General features: G+C 54.7%; 16 protein-coding genes and 1 other annotated feature (1 of these 17 running past the window's edge). Of the genes, 2 read left to right on the plus strand and 14 right to left on the minus strand.

Annotation, left to right across the window (positions count from 1 at the left end; genetic code table 11):
* Positions 1-53: 53 nt before the first annotated feature.
* The 9 genes from NYE24_RS11110 to NYE24_RS11150 all read right to left on the minus strand — a co-directional run bounded on the left by NYE24_RS11110 (position 54) and on the right by NYE24_RS11150 (position 10,554).
* Positions 54-218 (minus strand): hypothetical protein, encoded by a 165-nt coding sequence (locus tag NYE24_RS11110; protein ID WP_167347621.1) that lies wholly within the window; start codon positions 216-218, stop codon positions 54-56.
* Positions 219-786: 568 nt separating this feature from the next.
* A complete protein-coding gene (pyrE, locus tag NYE24_RS11115) occupies positions 787-1,428 on the minus strand; it encodes an orotate phosphoribosyltransferase (protein WP_342478683.1) in 642 nt (213 codons plus the stop codon).
* Entirely contained in the window at positions 1,425-2,141 is a 717-nt protein-coding gene (gene pyrF, locus NYE24_RS11120) for an orotidine-5'-phosphate decarboxylase (protein ID WP_341028006.1), read from the minus strand. The genes pyrE and pyrF overlap by 4 nt, the downstream gene beginning before the upstream one ends.
* Positions 2,142-2,338: 197 nt before the next feature.
* Positions 2,339-5,560 (minus strand): carbamoyl-phosphate synthase large subunit, encoded by a 3,222-nt coding sequence (carB, locus tag NYE24_RS11125; protein WP_342478684.1) that lies wholly within the window; start codon positions 5,558-5,560, stop codon positions 2,339-2,341.
* A gap of 1 nt (position 5,561) precedes the next feature.
* Positions 5,562-6,743, minus strand: a complete 1,182-nt coding sequence (gene carA / locus NYE24_RS11130) for a glutamine-hydrolyzing carbamoyl-phosphate synthase small subunit (protein ID WP_051493110.1) — start codon at positions 6,741-6,743, stop codon at positions 5,562-5,564.
* Positions 6,744-6,827: 84 nt separating this feature from the next.
* Positions 6,828-8,108 (minus strand): dihydroorotase, encoded by a 1,281-nt coding sequence (locus NYE24_RS11135; RefSeq protein ID WP_036690147.1) that lies wholly within the window; start codon positions 8,106-8,108, stop codon positions 6,828-6,830.
* A 123-nt stretch (positions 8,109-8,231) separates the two neighbouring features.
* Positions 8,232-9,140 (minus strand): aspartate carbamoyltransferase catalytic subunit, encoded by a 909-nt coding sequence (locus NYE24_RS11140; RefSeq protein WP_076154249.1) that lies wholly within the window; start codon positions 9,138-9,140, stop codon positions 8,232-8,234.
* 2 nt (positions 9,141-9,142) lie between these two features.
* Positions 9,143-9,724: a bifunctional pyr operon transcriptional regulator/uracil phosphoribosyltransferase PyrR gene (pyrR, locus tag NYE24_RS11145; RefSeq protein WP_036690150.1), complete on the minus strand. Its 582-nt coding sequence runs from the start codon at positions 9,722-9,724 to the stop codon at positions 9,143-9,145.
* Positions 9,725-10,317: 593 nt separating this feature from the next.
* Positions 10,318-10,554 carry a hypothetical protein gene (locus NYE24_RS11150; protein ID WP_076154248.1) on the minus strand — a complete coding sequence of 79 codons (237 nt, stop codon included), beginning with the start codon at positions 10,552-10,554 and terminating at the stop codon, positions 10,318-10,320.
* A gap of 170 nt (positions 10,555-10,724) precedes the next feature.
* On the opposite strand from NYE24_RS11150, the gene NYE24_RS11155 reads away from it, so the two are divergent.
* On the plus strand, positions 10,725-11,285 hold the full coding sequence (locus NYE24_RS11155) for a GNAT family N-acetyltransferase (protein WP_342478685.1): 561 nt from the start codon (positions 10,725-10,727) through the stop codon (positions 11,283-11,285).
* A gap of 301 nt (positions 11,286-11,586) precedes the next feature.
* On the opposite strand, the gene NYE24_RS11160 is transcribed toward NYE24_RS11155, so the two are convergent.
* The 3 genes from NYE24_RS11160 to lspA all read right to left on the minus strand — a co-directional run bounded on the left by NYE24_RS11160 (position 11,587) and on the right by lspA (position 14,412).
* Positions 11,587-12,840: an LL-diaminopimelate aminotransferase gene (locus NYE24_RS11160; RefSeq protein ID WP_036690154.1), complete on the minus strand. Its 1,254-nt coding sequence runs from the start codon at positions 12,838-12,840 to the stop codon at positions 11,587-11,589.
* A 101-nt stretch (positions 12,841-12,941) separates the two neighbouring features.
* On the minus strand, positions 12,942-13,916 hold the full coding sequence (locus NYE24_RS11165) for an RluA family pseudouridine synthase (RefSeq protein ID WP_036690155.1): 975 nt from the start codon (positions 13,914-13,916) through the stop codon (positions 12,942-12,944).
* Positions 13,909-14,412 (minus strand): signal peptidase II, encoded by a 504-nt coding sequence (gene lspA / locus NYE24_RS11170; protein WP_036690157.1) that lies wholly within the window; start codon positions 14,410-14,412, stop codon positions 13,909-13,911. The genes NYE24_RS11165 and lspA overlap by 8 nt, the downstream gene beginning before the upstream one ends.
* Positions 14,413-14,699: 287 nt before the next feature.
* Between lspA and NYE24_RS11175 the strand changes: the two genes are divergently transcribed.
* Entirely contained in the window at positions 14,700-15,428 is a 729-nt protein-coding gene (locus NYE24_RS11175) for a TraR/DksA C4-type zinc finger protein (RefSeq protein WP_036690159.1), read from the plus strand.
* A gap of 306 nt (positions 15,429-15,734) precedes the next feature.
* Here NYE24_RS11175 and NYE24_RS11180 read toward each other — a convergent pair whose 3' ends face one another.
* A complete protein-coding gene (locus NYE24_RS11180; RefSeq protein ID WP_036690337.1) occupies positions 15,735-16,070 on the minus strand; it encodes a DUF5665 domain-containing protein in 336 nt (111 codons plus the stop codon).
* A gap of 420 nt (positions 16,071-16,490) precedes the next feature.
* The gene (ileS, locus tag NYE24_RS11185; protein ID WP_342479229.1) at positions 16,491-19,583 is read right to left on the minus strand and encodes an isoleucine--tRNA ligase; all 3,093 of its coding nucleotides are present in this window, start codon (positions 19,581-19,583) and stop codon (positions 16,491-16,493) included.
* Between the two features lie 823 nt (positions 19,584-20,406).
* Positions 20,407-20,640 (minus strand) — a binding site (T-box leader); it runs 42 nt beyond the window's last position.

Genomic DNA, 20,640 nt, shown 5'->3' on the forward strand with positions numbered 1-20,640 from the left:
ATAATATACAATATACCCATGGATAAAGTCAAGGATGATTTTGGATTTTCTGTCTAAGGCAGAAAACGCACACCATAACGGCCCTTACGCGAACGGTATATTTCCACAAAACTCGGATCATGATAGCCATAGATCCAGCCGTCCTGCTCCAGTCTTTTGGCAAGGCAGCCCGCTTGAAATCTGGTCCTGAACAACTTGGCAAAATAGATCCAATTCATGATACCCTCTTCTCCTTCATCACAATAATATATGTCCCGGTGCTATTTATCATGCCCAGTTTTGCAAGAAAATTAGAGGATTGCTCAGCGGATCGGATGGCAATTTCTGCCCGAAAGCTTAGGTGGCTGGTTGAAGGATAACGCTCGCCTGGAGCAGATTACTGGGGGGATGGATTATAAAAAATGAGTTGAAAACAGGAAGAGAGTGCGCAGCTAATTAGGGGCTGTGGAGATAATGAGCAGTTGGGGGGAAACAGTTGGATTTTGTACACTTAATTTGGTGGAAATCTCTTCTTAAAAGGAAATAAGTGGATTTAGATCATCTAGTTCTGGCGGTATCTGCGTTATTGTCCATTTCAGGTTTCAACAAGTGTATTTTATCCAACTAAAGTCTCCAGAAATGTGCTGAGCCATTGAATAAATGCTATTTTTCCAGTTATCCCCTAAAAAGGTGTTTCGAGAGTGAACGGGCGCCCGACCGAAAAAGGAGTTCCATCATGTGAAAGTACTCAAAAAGAAGCCCGATCCCCTTCAAAGGGGACTGAGCTTCTTTTATACGTCCTCTTCTCTACACGCCGAAGGCGGCAGGGTCCTGGCGCCAGGATTGCAGCAGCGCTACATCGCTCTCCGCGATCTTGCCCTGGGCCAGCGCCACATTAATCAGTGTGCTGTAATTGGACAGGCTCTGGAGCGGAAGCTGTGCAGCGGCGAAGGCTTCTACGGCGCGGTCCAGCTCGTAGCTGAAGATGGCCAAGACGGCCAACGGGAGGCCGCCTGCTTCTTGTACGGCCTGCGCAGCCTTGATGGAGCTGCCGCCGGTGGAGATCAGGTCCTCGATCACGACGACCTTCTGGCCGGGTGTGATCAGTCCTTCGATTTGGTTCTGCTTGCCATGGCCTTTGGCCTTGTCCCGGATGTAAGCCATCGGGAGACCGAGCTTATCGGCCACCCAGGCCGCATGCGGGATACCGGCGGTTGCTGTCCCGGCAATCACCTCGGCGTCCGGGTAGCTGGTTCTGATCAGCTCTGCGAAGGCCTCGGCAATGTAGTTGCGGACGGCCGGGAAGGCCATGGTCAGACGGTTGTCGCAGTAGATCGGCGATTTGATGCCGGAGGTCCAGGTGAACGGCTCCTGCGGACGCAGGGCTACCGCTCCGATCTCCAGCAGATGACTTGCGACCTGTTCACTTCGATTCTCTAATATGCTCATGCTTGGCTCATCTCCTCAATAATAGTCAGTGCTGCTGCACGCGGATCTGCCGCTGCTGTAATCGGCCGGCCCACTACCAGGTAGTGGCTGCCTTGGCGGATAGCCTGCCTCGGCGTCATGACCCGGGACTGGTCGTCCAGGGACGCCCCGGCGGGCCGGATACCAGGGGTAACCGTACGGAACTCGGGTCCGCACGCTTCAGCAATCACCACGGATTCCTGCGGGGATGCTACCACTCCATGCAAGCCTGCTTCCGCTGCAAGCTTGGCGTAACGCACCACTGCATCAGTCACTGTTCCGGCTATGCCGATTTCGCGGTTCATCACTTCCTGGCTGGTGCTGGTAAGCTGTGTTACTGCAATGATCAGCGGCATGTGCAAGGGTGGCTTCAGGCTGACCGCCTGGGCCGCTCCTTCCAGTGCAGCCGCCATCATGGCGGCTCCTCCAGCGGCATGTACGTTGAACATATCCACGCCGAGCAAGGTCAAGCTCTCTGCCCCGCCCCGTACGGTGTTGGGGATATCATGCATTTTGACATCTAGGAATACCGAATATCCGCGCTCCTTCAGCTCCCGGATGAAGTCAGGACCGGCTGCATAGAACAGCTGCATGCCCACCTTCATATAACAGGGGATTCCTTCGAGCTGTTCGATCAGCGCCCGCGCCTGATCTGCATTCGGGTAATCCAATGCAACCATCAGCCGTCCGGCCATTTCATTCCACTTCTCAATCTGTCCGACATTCTCGTGCCCGTGCTGCTGCTCTGCTGCTGTCCGTTCCATTCGCCAACCTTCTTTCTTAGTTATCGTATCCATCGCCTCTGGCTTCAAGGTCCCGGGCATAGGGGAACGGTCTGCGTTAACGCAAACCGTTCCTGTAGCAGCCTGTTACAGCTGCCTCACCCTCTATCTTATTGTCCAACAAAAGCAGGCATCGGCTGGGACGAGAAGTTAATCGTCTGCAGCATTCTCAGCAGCGCCGTTACCGTATCGAGCGAGGTCATACATACGACTCCGTTCTCTACCGCTTCACGGCGGATGCGGAATCCGTCACGCTCAGGCGTTTTGCCCTTGGTCAGTGTATTGAAGACGAAGTTCGCTTGACCGCCGCGGATCAGATCCAGAATAGTCGGCTCACCTTCATCCAGCTTGTTAACATTCATTACGTTCAGCCCGGCCTGCTCCAGCGCCGCTGCTGTACCGCCGGTGGCGATAATTTTGTAGCCCATGGCATGGAAGCCCTTCATCAGTTCAACTGCTTCAGCCTTGTCTTTGTCGGCTACGGTTACGATGATTGCGCCGGTGGCGGGAATCTTCATTCCTGCACCGATCAGGCCTTTGTAGAGCGCCTTGGCATACAGTTTGTCGCGGCCCATGACTTCTCCGGTAGATTTCATCTCCGGTCCGAGCGTAGGCTCTACTCTGCGCAGCTTGGCAAAAGAGAACACCGGTACTTTTACCGACACATAATCGCTCTCCGGCCATAAGCCTTCAGTATACCCATCTTCCTTCAGCTTGCCGCCGAGAATGATCTTGGTCGCCAGGTTCGCCATCGGAATACCTGTTACTTTACTCAGGAACGGAACCGTACGTGAGGAGCGCGGGTTGACCTCAATGACATACACTTCATTCTGATAAATGACGAACTGGATGTTCACCAGACCGATGGTCTTGAGCTCCTTGGCAATCTTGATGGTAATCTCGGCAATCTTCTGCTTCAGACCTTCATCCAGATATTGCGGCGGGTAGACAGCGATAGAGTCGCCGGAGTGAACCCCTGCGCGTTCCACATGCTCCATGATGCCCGGAATGACAACTGTCTCTCCGTCGCAGATGGCGTCCACTTCCACTTCCTTGCCCAGCATGTAACGGTCGATCAGCACCGGATGCTCCGGATTCACTTTTACCGCTTCAACCATGTAGCTCAGCAGCTCTGTGTCGTTGTAGACAATCTCCATGGCGCGTCCGCCCAGGACATACGATGGACGAACCAGCACCGGATAACCGAGGGATTGCGCGGTTTCGACGGCTTCATCGATGTTGATTACGGTCTTGCCTTTAGGTTGTGCGATATCCAGACGGGCCAGCAGCGCTTCGAACTTCTTGCGGTTCTCGGCTTCATCGATGCTCTCCAGGCTGGTCCCCAGAATGTTCACGCCTGCAGCAGCAAGCGGTGCAGCCAGGTTAATCGCGGTCTGTCCGCCGAACTGTACGATGACTCCGATCGGATTCTCCTGAGCAATCACGTTCATGACATCCTCGAAGAACAGCGGCTCAAAGTACAGACGGTCCGAGGTATTGAAATCCGTCGATACGGTCTCTGGATTATTATTGATAATTACAGCTTCATAGCCGGCCTTCTGAATCGCCCACACCGCATGCACTGTGGAGTAGTCAAATTCAATCCCCTGGCCGATACGGATCGGGCCGGAGCCGAGTACAATAACCTTCTGCTTGTCGGAATGAATGACCTCATTCTCCGTCTCATAGGTCGAGTAGTAATATGGTGTTGTGGCCTCAAATTCAGCGGCGCAGGTATCTACCATTTTGAATACCGGAACCAGACCCTGCTGCAGACGCAGCACACGTACCTCTGACTCCTTAGTGAATGCTCCGCCTGGACGGCCTTCGGCACGGATCTCGGCAATCGCCCGGTCTGTGAAGCCCTTGCGCTTGGCCTGATACAGCGTCTCAGCAGACAAGGTCTCATCGGCACGGATCTCCTCCTCGAAGCTCACGAGCCCCTCGATCTTGGAGAGGAACCACCAGTCCACATTCGTAATATCCTGAATCTCCTGCAGTTCATAGCCGCGGCGGAAGGCTTCCGCGATCAGGAACAGGCGTTCATCATCCGGCTTGGCAAGTCTATAGCGCAACACACTCTCTTCAAGCAGCTCCGCTCCCGGCAGACGGAAACGGTGGACACCGATCTCCAGCGACCGGATCGCCTTGTGAATCGACTCTTCAAAAGTCCGGCCAATCGCCATGACCTCTCCGGTCGCCTTCATCTGCGTTCCCAGCTTGCGGTTCGCCGAGATGAACTTGTCGAACGGCCAGCGTGGGATCTTGCTGACGATATAGTCCAGCGTAGGCTCGAAGCAAGCATACGTCTGGCCGGTTACCGGGTTGACAATTTCATCCAGCGTATAACCGAGGGCAATCTTGGCCGCCATCTTGGCAATCGGATAACCGGTGGCCTTCGAGGCCAGCGCTGACGAGCGGCTTACACGCGGGTTCACTTCAATGACGTAGTACTGATAGCTCTGCGGGTCGAGTGCGAACTGAACATTACAGCCGCCTTCAATATTCAGCGCGCGGATAATCTTCAGGGAAGCACTGCGCAGCATCTGATATTCACGGTCGGACAGCGTCTGGCTAGGCGCCACAACGATACTGTCGCCCGTATGTACGCCAACCGGATCAAAGTTCTCCATGTTGCAGACTACAATACAGTTGTCATTCGCATCACGCATAACCTCATATTCGACTTCCTTCATGCCGGCGATACTCTTCTCGACCAGACATTGGCCGATCGGGCTGTAACGGATACCTGCCTTAACGGTCTCGCGCAGCTCTTCTTCGTTGTCGCAGATCCCGCCGCCGGTTCCGCCCAGCGTGTAGGCCGGACGAACGATCAGCGGATAGCCGATCCCTGCGGCGAAGCCAAGAGCTTCTTCCACACTGGTAATGATCGCACTTTCCGGCACAGGCTGTTCCAGCTCACGCATCAGGTCGCGGAACAAATCACGGTCTTCTGCTTTCTCAATGGATTCGAGCTGGGTCCCCAGCAGCTTCACATTCTCCTGCTCCAGGACTCCAGCACGGGCCAGCTCTACGGCCATGTTCAGGCCGGTCTGTCCGCCGAGGGTCGGCAGCAGCCCGTCCGGGCGCTCCTGGCGGATAATGCCGGTAACGAACTCCAGCGTGATCGGCTCGATGTATACTTTGTCAGCCATATTGGTATCGGTCATAATCGTCGCCGGGTTGCTGTTGATCAGCACGACCTCGACGCCCTCTTCTTTAAGGGCTTGACAGGCCTGTGTGCCTGCATAGTCGAATTCGGCAGCTTGACCAATAACGATCGGGCCGGAGCCGATAACCAGAATTTTTTTGAGTTTATTGTTCTTAGGCATGTTATAGAGCTCCTTTCACGGCTTCAAGCTGGGGTGCGGATGATTTCGGTGCCGTGATTCTGGCATTGGCCGCAAGCTGTGCCTGGCGCGATCCGGCCGGCCGCTGCGCCTTGTGATCTGCGATCAGCTGCAGGAAGCGGTCGAACAGATAACTGCTGTCATGCGGTCCCGGCGCCGCTTCCGGATGATACTGCACCGAAAAAGCGGGGTAGCGGGTATGCTTCAGTCCTTCAACGGTCTTGTCATTGTTATTGATATGGGTAACTTCCAGGTCTGTGCTGGCAATCGATTCCTCGTTCACGGTGTAGCCATGATTCTGGGAGGTGATGAAGCAGCGTCCGCTCTCCAGCTCCTTCACCGGATGGTTCCCGCCGCGATGGCCGAACTTAAGCTTCTCTGTATCAGCGCCGCAAGCCAGTGCGAACAGCTGGTGTCCCAGGCAGATGCCGAAGATCGGGTATTCGCCGAGCAGCTCGGAGATGGTCTGTACCGCATAAGGCACATCCTTCGGGTCCCCAGGGCCGTTCGAGAGCTGAATGCCATCCGGGTTCAGTCGGCGGATCTCGTCTGCTGTAACATCATGAGGCACAACCACTACATCACAGCCACGGCTGTTCAGCTCGCGCAGGATGCCTGTCTTCGCGCCGTAATCGACCAGCACAATACGCTCCTTATTGCCCGGGCTAGTGTAGCTTTTAGTCGTAGAGGTACGGGCCACTTGATTGCGCAGCTCCTCAATAGTAGTATCACCCATCATCTCCATCAGTTCTTCCACACGCTTGTTAGAAGTGGTGAGGATCGCCTTCATGGTGCCGTAGTGGCGGATAATCCGGGTAAGCATACGGGTATCAATCTCGCTGATGCCGGGAATATCATATTCCTTGAGCAGATCGTCTACACTGTATTCAGCACGCCAGTTGCTGGGTACGGATTCGTGACGCCGCACAACAAAGCCGTGTACAAAAGGGCGCACGGACTCGAAGTCATCACGGGTAATGCCGTAATTCCCGATCAGCGGATACGTCATGGTGACGATCTGGCCGCAGTACGAAGGGTCCGATAGTACCTCCTGATAGCCTGTAATTCCTGTGTTAAAAACAACCTCGCCCGTCTTCTCGCCTTCCGCGCCAAATGCGGTGCCTGTAAACAGTGTTCCGTCCTGAAGCAGCAATCTCGCCTGCATGCCTTCCACTCCTTCTTGTTTCTGTAGTCTGATTCTTATGTCACAGCCATGCAGCCGGGCTGCATGGGCTACTGCTTACTTCTGTTAAGCCTCACTCCATACGGCTGTGCCGTCTACCCAGGTCTTCACCGGCCAGCCCTTAAGCTTCCATCCGGTAAAAGGTGTATTGCGGCCTTTGCTCGCAAACGTTGCAGGATCTACTGCCTTCTCTTCATTCAAGTCAATCAGGGTCAGATCGGCAGGAGCCCCTACTGTAAGGCTGCCTGTATTCAGTCTGAACACCCGGGCCGGATCAGCGGTCATCCGCTGCACCAGCAGGGACAGATCCCATTTGCCTGTGGCCACAAAAGCGGTATACAGCAGCGGGAAGGCCGTCTCAAAGCCGACGATGCCAAACGGTGCAAGCTGCATGCCTTTGGCTTTCTCTTCCTCGCTGTGCGGGGCATGGTCAGTCACGATGATATCCAGCGTGCCGTCCAGCAGCCCTTCGATGCAAGCTTCCACGTCGCGTCGCGAGCGCAGCGGCGGGTTCATTTTCCAATTGGCGTCCATGCCCGGAATATCTTCCTCCGAGAGCAGCAGATGATGCGGGCATACCTCGGCGGTCACCTTAATGCCGATTTGCTTCGCCTGGCGGATCAGCCGGACCGATTGCTCGGTGCTGACATGGCACACATGATAGTGAACACCCGTTGCTTCAGACAACAGAATGTCACGGCCTACATGAATGGCTTCCGACTCATTCGGAATTCCCTTCAGGCCATGCTTGTCGGCAAAAGTGCCCTCAGCTACCGGCGCTCCTTCTACCAGCGAGTTATCCTCACAGTGGGCAATCACCGGCATATCCAGTTCCTTCGCCAGCTTCATTGCATCCTTCATCATCTGCGCACTCTGAACGCCTACGCCGTCATCGGTGAAGCCGATCGCTCCCGCTTCCTTCAGTGCCGCAAAATCCGTCAGCTCGCGTCCCAGCTCATTCTTGGTAATGGCCGCGTAAGGCAGAACCTTCACAAGTCCCGCTTCGCGCGCCTTATCCTTAACCAGCTGTACGATCTCTGCACTGTCAGTTACCGGGCGTGTGTTCGGCATACAGGCTATTGTAGTGAATCCGCCCTTGGCCGCCGAACGCGCACCCGTCTCAATGGTTTCCTTATGCTCGAAGCCCGGCTCACGCAGGTGCACATGCATATCGATCAGTCCCGGTATCAGCAGCTTACCTTCCGCTTCAACGGTTTCTCCGGCTTCCTCTACCGCTTCCGCGGCATCCTGAATCTTCGAGATAATTCCGTCCTGCACAACAATATGCTTGCGCTCCAGTACGCCTTCTTCGTTCAGTACACTGGCATTTTTGATGATCACGGTTATGATTCTCCTTTGTGCCTTCCAGCCGCAGCCGTAAGCTCTGTAGTTATTATATAATAAAAATTCATCTTTGTGTATATTTATTAATACTCTTATGTGAGGTTTTTCTGTTGCAGTTCTGCTGCGCTATTGCAGCGCCCGCTCCATAACAGCCATCCGTACCGGCACTCCGTTCGCCATCTGCGGGAAAATCCGGGACTGGCTGCTCTCCACCACCGCATCGTCGATCTCCACATTGCGGTTCACCGGCGCCGGGTGCATGATGATCGTTGCCGGGTCCAGTCTCGACGCCCGTTCCTCGGTCAGCCCGAAGTGCTCCCGGTACTGCTCAGCCGATAAAATAATACCTGAGGCATGCCGCTCCAGCTGCACTCTCAGCATCATGACCACATCCGCTTTCAGCGCTTCTTCCATAGACACATATGGAGCGTAGGCCGCAAGCTCAGGAGCCTGCATATTCACCGGTGCGCAGAACTGCACGCTTGCCCCCAATTTGGTGAGTGCCCAGAGGTTGGACCGCGCTACCCGGCTGTGCATAATATCCCCAATAATCGAAACCTTCAAGCCCTTCAGTCCGCCAAAATGCTTGCGCATCGTGTACAGGTCCAGCAGCGCCTGCGTCGGATGCTCGTTGTTGCCGTCCCCGGCATTGATCAGCGGAACGCCTACCTTCTCGGCTAGCTGCTGCAGTACCCCGGCTGGCTTCAGCCGGACCACTCCGGCATCGATGCCCATTGACTCCAGTGTGCGCACTGTGTCGTAGATGGACTCGCCCTTCTCTACACTGGAGGCCGCAGCCGTGAAGTTCAGTACTTGTACACCCAGGCGTTTCTCGGCCATCTCGAAGGAAAAGCGGGTTCTTGTACTATTCTCGAAGAACATATTGGCAACAAAATGTGCTCTCAGCACCGGCGTGAGCTTCTCGCTCTGATTATCCCAGTAGGCTGTTCTGTCTAACAGCTGGTTAATCTCCGACCCCGCCAGCTCCTTCATCCCCAGCAGACTGCGTTCCTTCACTTTGGTTGCCGTCATCATTGTTATCGTTCCTCCCGGTTTGAAATAATGTACACTTCGTCCTTGCCGTCATATTCGCTCAGGGACACTTCAATCTGCTCATGCCTGGAGGTAGGTACGTTCTTGCCGATATAATCGGGGCGGATCGGCAGTTCCCGGTGGCCGCGGTCAGCCAGTACAGCCAGCTGGATCATCCGGGGCCGTCCGCAATCCATCAGCGCATCCATTGCCGCGCGGATCGTTCTTCCGGTGTACAGTACATCGTCGAACAGGATCACTTTCTTGTCCCGGGTGCCGCTCGAGCCCGGAGGCAGGATCAGGTTGCTGTTCACAACTGTCTTATCCATCGCGTCCCGGTTGTCCCCGCCGCCTTCGCGGTCATCACGGTAATGGGTAATGTCCAGCTCCCCGTAAGGGATGTCCACACCTTCAATTTCCTTAATCCGCTCTGCGATCCGCTGAGCCAGGTAGATCCCCCGGGTCCGGATGCCGACCAGCAGGCAATTCTCGATACCCTTGTTTTTCTCCAAAATCTCATGTGCAATGCGTGACAGTGCCCGGCGAATCGCCGTTTCGTCCATAATGACATTTTTTTCAGTAACCATCCTCTTTGCCATCCTCCTGCTTGATCGCCTGTTCAAGTTCCCCGGAAACAAAAAAACTCCTTGCCCAAAACAGGCAAGGAGTGAAATCCGCAGATTCAAAAAGATGGCGTGTCCGCGCGCAGAAAAAGGCCCTCCGTACTCCTACGGATTCCTGCTTTCTTACGCGAACCTCGATTCACGTTACCTTGCCAGCCTCACGGGACTGAATTAAAGGCGCTATTCAACTATAGGGAATTATGACAGATGGACGGGGGGATGTCAAATTTTCTTCTCAGACATTTCATTTAGGTGAAGTGCGCGGCTGCGGTGATTTTGGACTTTCGGTCGCTGTTGTCTCCAGATTGATTTGAATTAACCGCTTAGCGGATTAAATCCGGAGACAAAGGCGAACGCTATCGCTCCTGCAGTTCCAAAATCCCCTCCGCCGCTTCCACCTAAACGGTGCAAGGGACAAGGACTTGCCATCCCCCCTTTGGGGAGGGGCAGGCAGAAGGGGCACTATGGCGCTGCGCTGATCGTGCGAATTACACAACTGCGGAATACAGAAATTGCACTAATGGCACAAGACACCGCATCAGCGGCAATAGGCCGGCTCATTTAAAAAAAGTAACCGCCACAATCAAACCTACTAACAACACGGGGATACCGTAGACAATCATGTATCCTATATATTTCACGGGTCCGGGAAGGCTGGTTAGATCAACTCGCCGAAAAGGCCCCCCGCCTTCGATCAGCTGCTGAGGCAGCAATTGTTCATCAATATAACCGGCACTGTCTTCAGCAATATCAGCTTTCTTATGGGTTTCAGCATGTGTGGGTGTTGTGTTCATCTGCTCTCTCCTAATGGAAATATAATGTCGTACGAAATCCAATAGCCCAAGAGTCTGATTATTAGCTCTCATATTATACCATTTTTTTACACGAGCGATCTACCCTGATTTCGTTCCAGCCCCTGCTCTGTTATGATAAAACTGGAATGGAACTGGAGGCGAATACAATCATGAACATGGAGTTTATTACTATAGAAGAGTGGGATGAAGCGTGGTGGGGGCGGATGGAGCGGATCTACCATGAGGCTTTTCCGAGCGGGGCTAAGACTAAGGGGATTCTGCGCAGTATGCTGAACCGGGGGATTGGCTACTTACATGCGGGGGTGCATCAGGGGGTGGTTGTCGCGATGGCTGTTACCGGTGTAGTGGGACAAGCTGCGGACAAGATCCTGATTATCGATTACCTGGCAGTAGATAAGCTATTGCGCGGGGAGGGTACGGGGACCTGGATACTGGAGCAGATCAAAGCTTGGGCGGTGCAGGAACATGGCATCCGGGGAGTCATCATCGAAGCGGAATCGGGGGCTACGGAGTCGCACAAGGAGCGTATTCATTTCTGGGAGCGGAACGGATTCGTCCTGACCTCCTATGTGCATCAATATCGAATGGTACCGGAGCCTTATCAGGCCATGATGCTTCCGCTGGGTGAAACGGCGAATGTGCCGGATGATGGTGAAGCGCTGTTTCTATACATTAATGCTTTCCATCGGGTGGCTTACCGGAAGGGTTAGACTGCACTGATGCTTTACTAATGCTCTGATGTTGCACATTATGCAGGAATTCTTCCGCTCCTGTGTGCTGCTGGGCCAATTGTTGCAGTTTTTGCAGGATTCATGCCAGATATTAATCATCACCGAATGGATTGTTGCAAAAAGTGCAGGATATGTGTGTTCGAGCTTGGTTTGAGCGGTGCGAGGCTGCAATTTGTGCAACAATTCGAGCCGGGCTGAGCGGGAGTCCGCTATGTAGATCGACGCGCACCACAAAAAAGCCGCCGCAGATTGCTCCGCAGCGGCCCCATATAAACCAAACTTAAAATTCAAATTCAACGTCGCTCAGACGTCTTTGGATTTCGGAGATGACACGCTTCTCCTCCTCCTCACCCTTGGCGACGAAGGTCACGGAGAAACGCACGAACGCGCCGGCATCATCCCAAGGCACGGTGGAGATGAGCTTCTCGCGGATCAGGAACTGTGAGAAATCCTCGCCGGATTCGAAGCGGCGTCCGCCCTTGACGCCTTTTGGCGCGGCTACATAGAGGAAGAAGGAGCCCTTCGGCTTCTCGGCCTTGAAGCCCAGGCTGTTCAGCGCATCCACCAGCATGTTGTGGCGGCGGGAGTACTTGACGGCAATAGCTTCGGTAATCTCAGGATGAGAGAGACCGTAAGCAGCAGCTTTTTGAATCGCGATGAACTGGCCGGAATCATTGTTGTCCTTCACATCACTGAACGCCTTCACGATCAGCGGGTTGCCGGCCACGAAGCCGATTCTCCAGCCGGTCATGTTATAGGACTTGGACAGGGAGTGCAGCTCAACACCGACATCCTTGGCACCAGGCACGGACAGGAAGCTCAGCGGCTTCACGCCGTCATACGTCAATGCAGCATAAGGAGCGTCATGGATTACGACTACATCATATTTTTTGGCCCAGGCCACTACTTCAGTGAAGAATTCAGGTGTGGCACTTGCACCGGTAGGGTTGTTCGGATAGTTGAGGTAGAGCAGCTTCGCCTTGCGGGCTACATCCTCAGGAATGGAGTTCAGGTCAGGCAGGAAGTTGTTCTCCTTCTTAAGCTCCACGGAGTAGACTTGTCCCCCCAGATACTTGGTATGAGTACCCAGCACCGGATAGCCCGGAATGGTCATGATCGTGATGTCGCCCGGATTAATGAATACGGATGGCAGCATAGCCAGCGCAGGCTTCGAGCCGATCGAATGCACGATTTCCGTTACAGGGTCAATTCCGTCCACCTGAAAAACTTCCTTAAGATACACGGCCGCAGCGTCCTTGAATTCAGGAATACCGTTATCGGAGTAGCCGCGGTTCTCTTCCTTGGCCGCTTCCAGTGCAAGTCTGGACACAATGCCTTCATCTGCCATTTCGTCCGGCTCGCCGACGCCCATGTCGATCAGTTCAATGTTCGGAAAATCCTGCTTCGCCGAGGCTTTGGCGCGTTTGATTTTCTCAAATTTGTAGATGGAGGTGTCCTTGCCGTATCCTTCGCCGCCGATGCGGTCTGCAAAATTCGTCTGAATGAATGTAGCCTGATAGTGTTCAATACTCATAATCTTCTACTCATCTCCTGGGCCTATGTTGTGAATCTATGCTCTAAATATGACGCAAATCCGGCCGCTGTACCATGGATTTATAATCTATTGATTTGTACTTATCTGCTGCGCAGCGTAAATAGAAGTTCTTCCATATCCGCCGGAATCGGCGCGCTGAACTCCTTGTACTCGCCTGTAGAAGGATGTACAAAACCCAGTACCGCTGCATGCAGGGCTTGTCCGTTCATAGTAGTTCCCTTGCTGCGCCCGTAGATCGGATCCCCCACCAGCGGATGGCCGATGAACTTCATGTGAACACGGATCTGATGCGTGCGCCCTGTCTCCAGCTGAAGCTCCAGCAGTGTGCAGTCACCAAACCGCTCCAGCACGGTAAAATGCGTCACGGAGCGCTTGCTGTTCTTCTCGGTTACGGTATACAGCTTGCGGTCATGCGGATCACGGCCGATCGGAGCATCTACGGTTCCCTTGTCATGAGACAGATTGCCGTGCACCACTGCGATATAGCGGCGGGTCACACTGTGCTCCTTAAGCTGGGCGGACAGCGAAGCATGACTGGCGTCATTCTTGGCCGCCATAATCAGACCGGAGGTATCCTTGTCGATCCGGTGGACAATGCCTGGACGAATCTCGCCGTTAATGCCAGACAGGTCCTTGCAATGATACATCAGCGCATTGACCAGGGTGCCGGAGGGATGTCCCACTGCCGGATGCACAACCATGCCGCGCACCTTGTTCACTACAATCACATCGCTGTCCTCATAAGCCACATCAAGCGGAATATCCTGTGCGATCAGGTCCGTAACCTCGGGCTCGGGCACCGTAACAGTTACCTTATCGCCTTCATTCAGCTTGTAGTTCGCTTTGACCGGCGAGCCGTTGACCACTACATGGCCGCTGCTGATCCATAGCTGAACCTGGGAGCGCGAGATCTCGTCTTCCATGGCCTCTGTAACATATTTATCAATCCGCTCCCGCGCATTGCCCTCGGCAACGATCCATTCGGTGACGTCTCTTTCTTCCTCGAGGGCGCCAGAATCCGCCAGCCCTTTGACGTCTTTGTTCAAATCATTCATTCCCTTCTTTGACTTCCTGTGATTCCTTCACCTCGGTGACTTCCTGTTCACCCTTCACTTCCAGCAGCGTGTCCAGAATAATCAGACCCACCCCGACCACGATACAGGAATCGGCCACGTTGAAGATCGGGAACGTATAGCTTCCGAAATTGAACATGAGGAAATCCACAACCTCACCGTTAAGAATCCGGTCCAGGAAGTTGCCGACTGCTCCGCCAAGGACAAGCGCCAGCGCGGTAGGCAGCAGCTTGCGGGTCTTGCGGGCCTTGTTCAGGTACCAGACGATTCCGCATACAACGATTACTGTAATCACAATGAAGAACCACTGCTGCCCCTCCAGAATTCCGAAGGCGGCTCCACGATTGCGGTGCGACGTAATAATGAAGAAATCCTTGATTACCGGAATTTGCTCTGCGAGCTCCAGCCGGGTGGCAATCAGATATTTGGTACCCTGGTCAATCAGAAATACAATTAGCGCAATCAGAAAGTACACCACAGAAGTTGTCACTCCGTTCTTATTTTTCCCGCGGCTACGCGGTACGAATACTGAATAAAGACTTGTATATTGTAGCACAGGCCTCAAGAACCCGTCTATTGCATGACCTGGCAAACCGGTTAAGACAGGGCACTATTTGCCAGCGCTAAAAAAGGGCCCCGGAGGCCAAGCTATCTTTAGAACAAAACGGCTTCGCCGGTTCCTGCCGGGGTACTCTTCCATCCTTCCTCCCTGGCGCCGGCGCTAAGCCCATTTCAGCGATTAGCTACCGAAAGGAGCTCACAGCAATGAGCCATCTGACATCAAAGCAGCTCTCCGGGCTGCGTACTGCTCTCCTGCAGCAGCAGGAGGATATTGAGCACAGGCTGAAGAGCAGCGGACAATACGGATTGCAGGAGGCAATGCGGGACAACACTGGAGAGCTGTCCGAAATCGACAACCATCCCGGTGATGCCGCCACAGAGCTGTATAACCGTTCCATGGATATCTCCCTGCTGGAGCGCGATGAGCATGAGCTGGACGATATTGAATCCGCCCTGCGGGCGATGGACGAAGGAACCTACGGCATCTGCATCGCCAGCGGCGAACCAATTCCTTATGAACGCCTGGCCGCCCTTCCCTCCACCCGCTACACGAAAGAGCATGCTCCCCGCCAGAGCGCTCCATTCACCCGTCCGGCCGAGGAGGAGCTGCTGACTCCGCCGTTTGGCCGCACCAGTCTGGATGAGCGGGATGACCAGAACGGCTTCGATGGTGAGGATGCCTGGCAGATCGTGGAGAGCTGGGGCAATTCGGATTCCCCTGCGATGGCTGAAGGCAGCAATATCGGCTCTTACAATGATATGGAGATCGAAGCGGACGAAACCGAGGGCTTCGTGGAGCCCTGGGAGAACTTCGTGGCTACCGACATCACCGGCAACCATCTGACGATCATCAAAGGCAACAGCTACCGCCATTACATGGACGACGAGGAAGGCGACTACCTGCTGGACCCGACTCGAAAAGAACGGAAGTAGCGCAGCAGCCGATGAGGGAGCTGGAAAGGCTAAAATGCACTTTGTACAACTAAAATATCTGATTCATACGCTCTATCCTATTTAGTTGCATTCCGTACATTTAAAAAGGCTCGAATTCTAAGTTGAGGCCTCTTTAGGCGAATTTAGTTGTACAGATTGCAGTTATCCGTTTAAAGCAGGCTATTTTGCTGCATTTAGTTGTACATTCTACAATTATCTGTCCCTGTGCTTGTCTTGGAACCCTGTTCCACTACCTACTAATCGCAAGGCCCCACCATTGTGGGGTTCTTTCAGGTTCAGCGCCGCTCAGAACGTCTTCAGCTCCAGCTGATGCTGGACAATCCGCACAATATCCGCGATATAGTCGCCGATAATCGGCAGGTTGAGCGCACCCAGCACCTGAAGCACATAAATAATCGTCGCCGCAAAAAAAGTAAACCCGAGCGCAATCCCCAGCCCCCTGGCTACTCCGGAGAGGATGTTCAGCCAGATCAGCCGGAAGGGGGAATACAGCAGCTCGGTATATTCCGAGATCCTTGACTTCTCCATCTGCTGGGCCAGACTCGTGGTCATCCGGTACAGGGCATTCAGCTTCTCTTCCGGGGGAAGATCGGCCGGATCAACGGCTGCTGTGACAGCCACCTTAGGCTTAGGATGGGAAGAAGCGGCTGGCTGACTTTTCTCAGGATATTCTGTGCCCGGATCTGTCTTGCCCGATGAGCCTGCTCCAGAATGCGGGGGCTGCTCCTCATGCGGTGCGTCCTCCCTGTTGTTCCCGCTGTCCGTAGTTCTGATCAAAATTCTGCCTGGCTCTTCCGGCTCTTCCGGCTCTTCCGGCTGCTTCGGCTGCTCTGCAGGATTCTTCCCGCCTTTCCATCCCCCCATGCCCCTGCACCTCCTGGTTGTCTATACGCCGCAAAACAAACGAGCCCGGTCGAAGAGAATTCTCTCTTCAAGCACAGGGCTCGTCATTTGCATTCTAACCCGTGGAAACTTTTCCTTTGCGGCTAGTATATGCCAGATAGGGACAAGTAATACAGGAAATGCGCGGCCGCTCCGGAGTTAAGCGCCGATATGAATACCGATGCTCTTGCCGCCGGCATCCACTGTCTCATAGGTATAACCTCCGTCAAAATCCACCGTAGTCACCAGTACATTCTCACGCAGCACATGCTCGAATGCAGTCACCGCCGCCTTCAGCTCATCATCGACATGCAGGGTCAGGGCAATCCGCTTGTCGATCGGCAGATCCAGACGTTTGCGGTAATCCTGCACCGCACGTACAACTTCGCGTACCCAGCCTTCCTGGACCAGCTCCGGCGTGATTTCTGTGTTCAAGGCCACAGTCAGTCCATAGCCGGAAGCGGAGGCAAAGCCTGGCTTGGCCTGCTTCTCAACCAGCAGCTCCTCAGACGTAATCTGCAGCTCTTCTCCGTCCGGTGACACAATGGCGATAACGCCTTCTTGCACCGCTTTGCGGGTAGCGTCACTGTCCATTGCTTTGAGGAAGCCTTGCAGGAAGCCGACGCTCTTGCCATATTTCTTGCCTGCCACCTTCAGGTTCAGCTTCAGGGTGAAGTCTACGAAGCCGCTGTCGCTGTGCTCGATGACGATATTTTTGACGTTGATCTCTTCTTTGATCAGTTCTTCATAATCCGCCACGTTGAAGTCGTCCGGAGTAGACGCGATCAGCTCGGATAACGGCTGGCGGGTCTTGATGCCGCTCTCGTTGCGGACGTTACGGGCCAGTTCGACGATGCCGCGGGCGTACTCCATATCTTTTTCCAGGGCAAGATCGATCAGGTTCTCATCTGCTGCCGGATAGTCTGCCAGATGCACACTCTCCCCGCCGCCCAGGTTGGTGAAGATATCCTCGGATAGCATCGGGGTGAATGGAGCCATCAGCTTAGCTGTGGTCAGCAGGACATGCGTAAGGGTGCGGTAAGCATCCAGCTTCTCTTCACCCAGCCCGCTGCCCCAGAAACGGTCACGGGACCGGCGGATGTACCAGTTGCTTAGCTCATCCACGAAGTTCTCAATGGCCTTGGAGGTGTTCACGAAATCATTCACGGCCAGCCCCTTATCGAGCAGCACGATCAGGCTGTTCAGGCGGGAGAGAATCCAGCGGTCGAGCTTATGCTCAGACAACTTGAACGGGTGATCTGCAGGATCATAGCCGTCGATCCCGGCATACAGCGTAAGGAAGGCATGCGTGTTCACCAGCGTATCCACTACCTTAGACTTCGTCTCCCCGACCAGACCACGCGAGAACCGCTTGTTGTTCCACGGCGCACTGTCAGACAGAATAGCCCAGCGGAAGGCATCCGTACCGTATTCGTTCATGATTTCCCAAGGGTCGATGACATTGCCTTTGGATTTGGACATCTTCTGACCGTTCTCATCGAAAATATGGCCGTGGGCGATAACCGCCTTGTATGGCGCCTTGCCTGTGAACAGGGTTGATACCGCCAGCAGGCTGTAGAACCAGCCGCGCGTCTGGTCGATCCCTTCGCAGATCATATCTGCCGGATACTGGTCCTCGAACCGGTCTTGATTCTCAAACGGATAATGACTCTGGGCGAATGGCATCGAGCCGCTGTCGAACCAGACGTCGATCACTTCCGGAGTGCGGATCATGATGCCGCCTTCGCTGAACGGGCTGCGCAGCTGGATATTATCCACGTACGGCTTATGCAGCTCGATATCCTCAGCGACCTCTCCGATCGCCATTGCTCTCAGCTCGGCGATGCTGTGCGGTGCAAATTCCTTGCCTGTATCCTGGCATACCCATACGTTAAGCGGCGTACCCCAGTAGCGGTTACGGCTGATATTCCAGTCCACCAGCTCTTCCAGGAACTTGCCGAAGCGGCCTTCACGTACATGGTCTGGGTACCAGTCTACACTGTTATTGTTGGCAATCAGCTGATCCTTGATCGCTGTCGTCTGGATGAACCAGCTGTCTGTTGCGTAATAGAGCAGCGGGGTGTCGCAGCGCCAGCAGAACGGATAGCTGTGCTCGTATTTCTCTTTGTGGTAGAGCAGTCCGCGTTCAGACAGCACCTTCACGATATCCAGATCACAGTCCTTCACGAACCGTCCGGCAAAATCACTCACTACATCTGTGTATTTCCCGGAAGTATCTACTACATTCACAAAGCTGATCCCATTCTCGCGGCAGCTTTTATAGTCGTCTTCCCCGTGTGCCGGAGCCATATGTACGATCCCGGTACCGCTGGAATCCGTTACAAAAGAGGCTCCGACGATCACATTATGCTTCTCCGCCTTGATATAACCGAACGGCGGTGTATAGCTCTGGCCGATAAAGTCAGCGCCAGTGTGTGTAGACAGGATGGTGTACTCGCCCTTCAGCACTTCGTCCACCAGATTCTTGGCCAGTACATATACGCCGTCTTCCTGCTGCGCACGCACATATTCCATCGCCGGATTCATCGCCAGCGCCATATGTGCCGGAAGCGTCCAAGGCGTAGTCGTCCAGGCCAGCACATAGTCACCGCTGCCGTCCAGCTTGAACTTGGCGGTAGCACTCAGATCCTTAACTGTCTTATACCCCTGGGCAACTTCATGGGAGCTGAGGGTCGTCTGGCAGCTCGGGCAGTAAGGGCTAACGCGGTGCCCCCGGTACATCAGGCCCTTCTCATGAACCGTAGCCAGGATGTTCCACACGCTCTCGATATACGTATTGTCCAGCGTTACATACGGATGATCCAGGTCCGTCCAATAGCCGATCGCTTCTGTGAATTCCCGCCACTGCTTCTCATAGCCGAAGACACTTTCCTTACATTCCTTGATGAACTTCTCCACGCCGTATTCTTCGATATCCTGCTTGCCGGAGATGCCGAGCTTCTTCTGCACCCCGAGCTCTACCGGCAGGCCGTGCGTATCCCAGCCCGCTTTGCGGATGACGCGGAAGCCCTTCATGGTCTGGTAGCGGCCGATAAAATCCTTGATGACCCGGCCCAGCACGTGCCCGATATGCGGCACTCCGTTCGCCGTCGGCGGCCCTTCATAGAACACATAGTTCGGTCGTCCCTCACGGTTCTCCATGGATCGGCGGAACGTGTCCTCCTCGCTCCACTTTTTCAAGATCCGGACATCTCTGGCCCGGGCTTTTTCTTTGACGTCTACCTTATGCATGATGGTCAATCCCTTCGTTTAAAAAAATATTTCAAAACCTTTAACCTTTTATAAAAGCTTTTCGATCCCTCCCAAACCCTCCCTTCGCCAAGGGAGGGCCCCAAGGGCGCCGCCCTCTGGACACCCGAAATAAGTGCATCGCGTAAGGAGCAGGGTCAGTGGACGGGAAGGATTACTTCGGTGGAGTCCTCGGCCCTTCTTAGGCTCCCCTGACGGGTACGCCTGCGGGGCCTTAACTGCGCTAGTGCACCACCGGGCTTCCGCCCGGGGTCCTTGCCGTTCGTTCTTGGCCTCCCGGCCCGCGATCCCGGAGGGCAGCTACTTGGACGGGGGGCTTGCCGTTAGCTCTTGGGCCTCCCGGCCCGCGAACCCGAAGGGCAGCTACTTGGACGGGGGGCTTGCCGTTAGCTCTTGAGCCACCCGGCCCGCGATCCCGGAGGGCAGCTACTTGGACGGGGGGCTTGCCGTTAGCTCTTGAGCCACCCGGCCCGCGATCCCGGAGGGCAGCACTGGACGGGGGGCTTGCCGTTAGCTCTTGAGCCACCCGGCCCGCGATCCCGGAGGGCAGCACTGGACGGGTTACACCCTGCCTTTAGCGCTGTTGAGGCCCCGCAGGCGTACCCGATAGGGCAGCCTAAGAAGGGCCGGTCCTACGCCGAACAAATTTTTCCCCTTCCGCGGACGCCCGCCCAACCTCGATGCACTTGCCTGCGGGTGTCCAGAGGGCGGCCAGCCCTTGGGGTCCCCCTTGGAAGGGGGATTTAGGGGGATCTAAGCCGATTTAGGGGGATGCCCACCACACAAATAAACGCCGCCCCGCCCCCAAAGGGGCGAGACGACGCTCGCGATACCACCCTAATTTGCACTGCACGCACATCCTAAGGGGTGTGAATTCAGTACAATCTCAGTCCGCAGGCAATAGACAACCTTGCGGGTCCGGGATAACGTCCGGCAGACGGCGGAGCCTAGACACGTATACACGCTTCAGCTTAGCTTCTAAGGGAGGATCTTCGGGTAAGGCGTGAACGATCGGCTCGCAGCAAGCACCGACTCTCTG

Source organism: Paenibacillus sp. FSL H7-0350, assembly GCF_038593195.1.
Lineage (GTDB): Bacteria > Bacillota > Bacilli > Paenibacillales > Paenibacillaceae > Paenibacillus_AQ.

Excerpts from the sequence above, each read along its gene's own strand:
- NYE24_RS11110 (WP_167347621.1), bottom strand. The coding sequence starts at position 218 with ATGAATTGGATCTATTTTGCCAAGTTGTTCAGGACCAGATTTCAAGCG.
- pyrE (WP_342478683.1), bottom strand. The coding sequence starts at position 1,428 with ATGAGCATATTAGAGAATCGAAGTGAACAGGTCGCAAGTCATCTGCTG.
- pyrF (WP_341028006.1), bottom strand. The coding sequence starts at position 2,141 with ATGGCCGGACGGCTGATGGTTGCATTGGATTACCCGAATGCAGATCAG.
- carB (WP_342478684.1), bottom strand. The coding sequence starts at position 5,560 with ATGCCTAAGAACAATAAACTCAAAAAAATTCTGGTTATCGGCTCCGGC.
- carA (WP_051493110.1), bottom strand. The coding sequence starts at position 6,743 with ATGCAGGCGAGATTGCTGCTTCAGGACGGAACACTGTTTACAGGCACC.
- NYE24_RS11140 (WP_076154249.1), bottom strand. The coding sequence starts at position 9,140 with ATGATGACGGCAACCAAAGTGAAGGAACGCAGTCTGCTGGGGATGAAG.
- pyrR (WP_036690150.1), bottom strand. The coding sequence starts at position 9,724 with ATGGTTACTGAAAAAAATGTCATTATGGACGAAACGGCGATTCGCCGG.
- NYE24_RS11150 (WP_076154248.1), bottom strand. The coding sequence starts at position 10,554 with ATGAACACAACACCCACACATGCTGAAACCCATAAGAAAGCTGATATT.
- NYE24_RS11155 (WP_342478685.1), top strand. The coding sequence starts at position 10,725 with ATGAACATGGAGTTTATTACTATAGAAGAGTGGGATGAAGCGTGGTGG.
- NYE24_RS11160 (WP_036690154.1), bottom strand. The coding sequence starts at position 12,840 with ATGAGTATTGAACACTATCAGGCTACATTCATTCAGACGAATTTTGCA.
- NYE24_RS11165 (WP_036690155.1), bottom strand. The coding sequence starts at position 13,916 with ATGAATGATTTGAACAAAGACGTCAAAGGGCTGGCGGATTCTGGCGCC.
- NYE24_RS11175 (WP_036690159.1), top strand. The coding sequence starts at position 14,700 with ATGAGCCATCTGACATCAAAGCAGCTCTCCGGGCTGCGTACTGCTCTC.
- ileS (WP_342479229.1), bottom strand. The coding sequence starts at position 19,583 with ATGCATAAGGTAGACGTCAAAGAAAAAGCCCGGGCCAGAGATGTCCGG.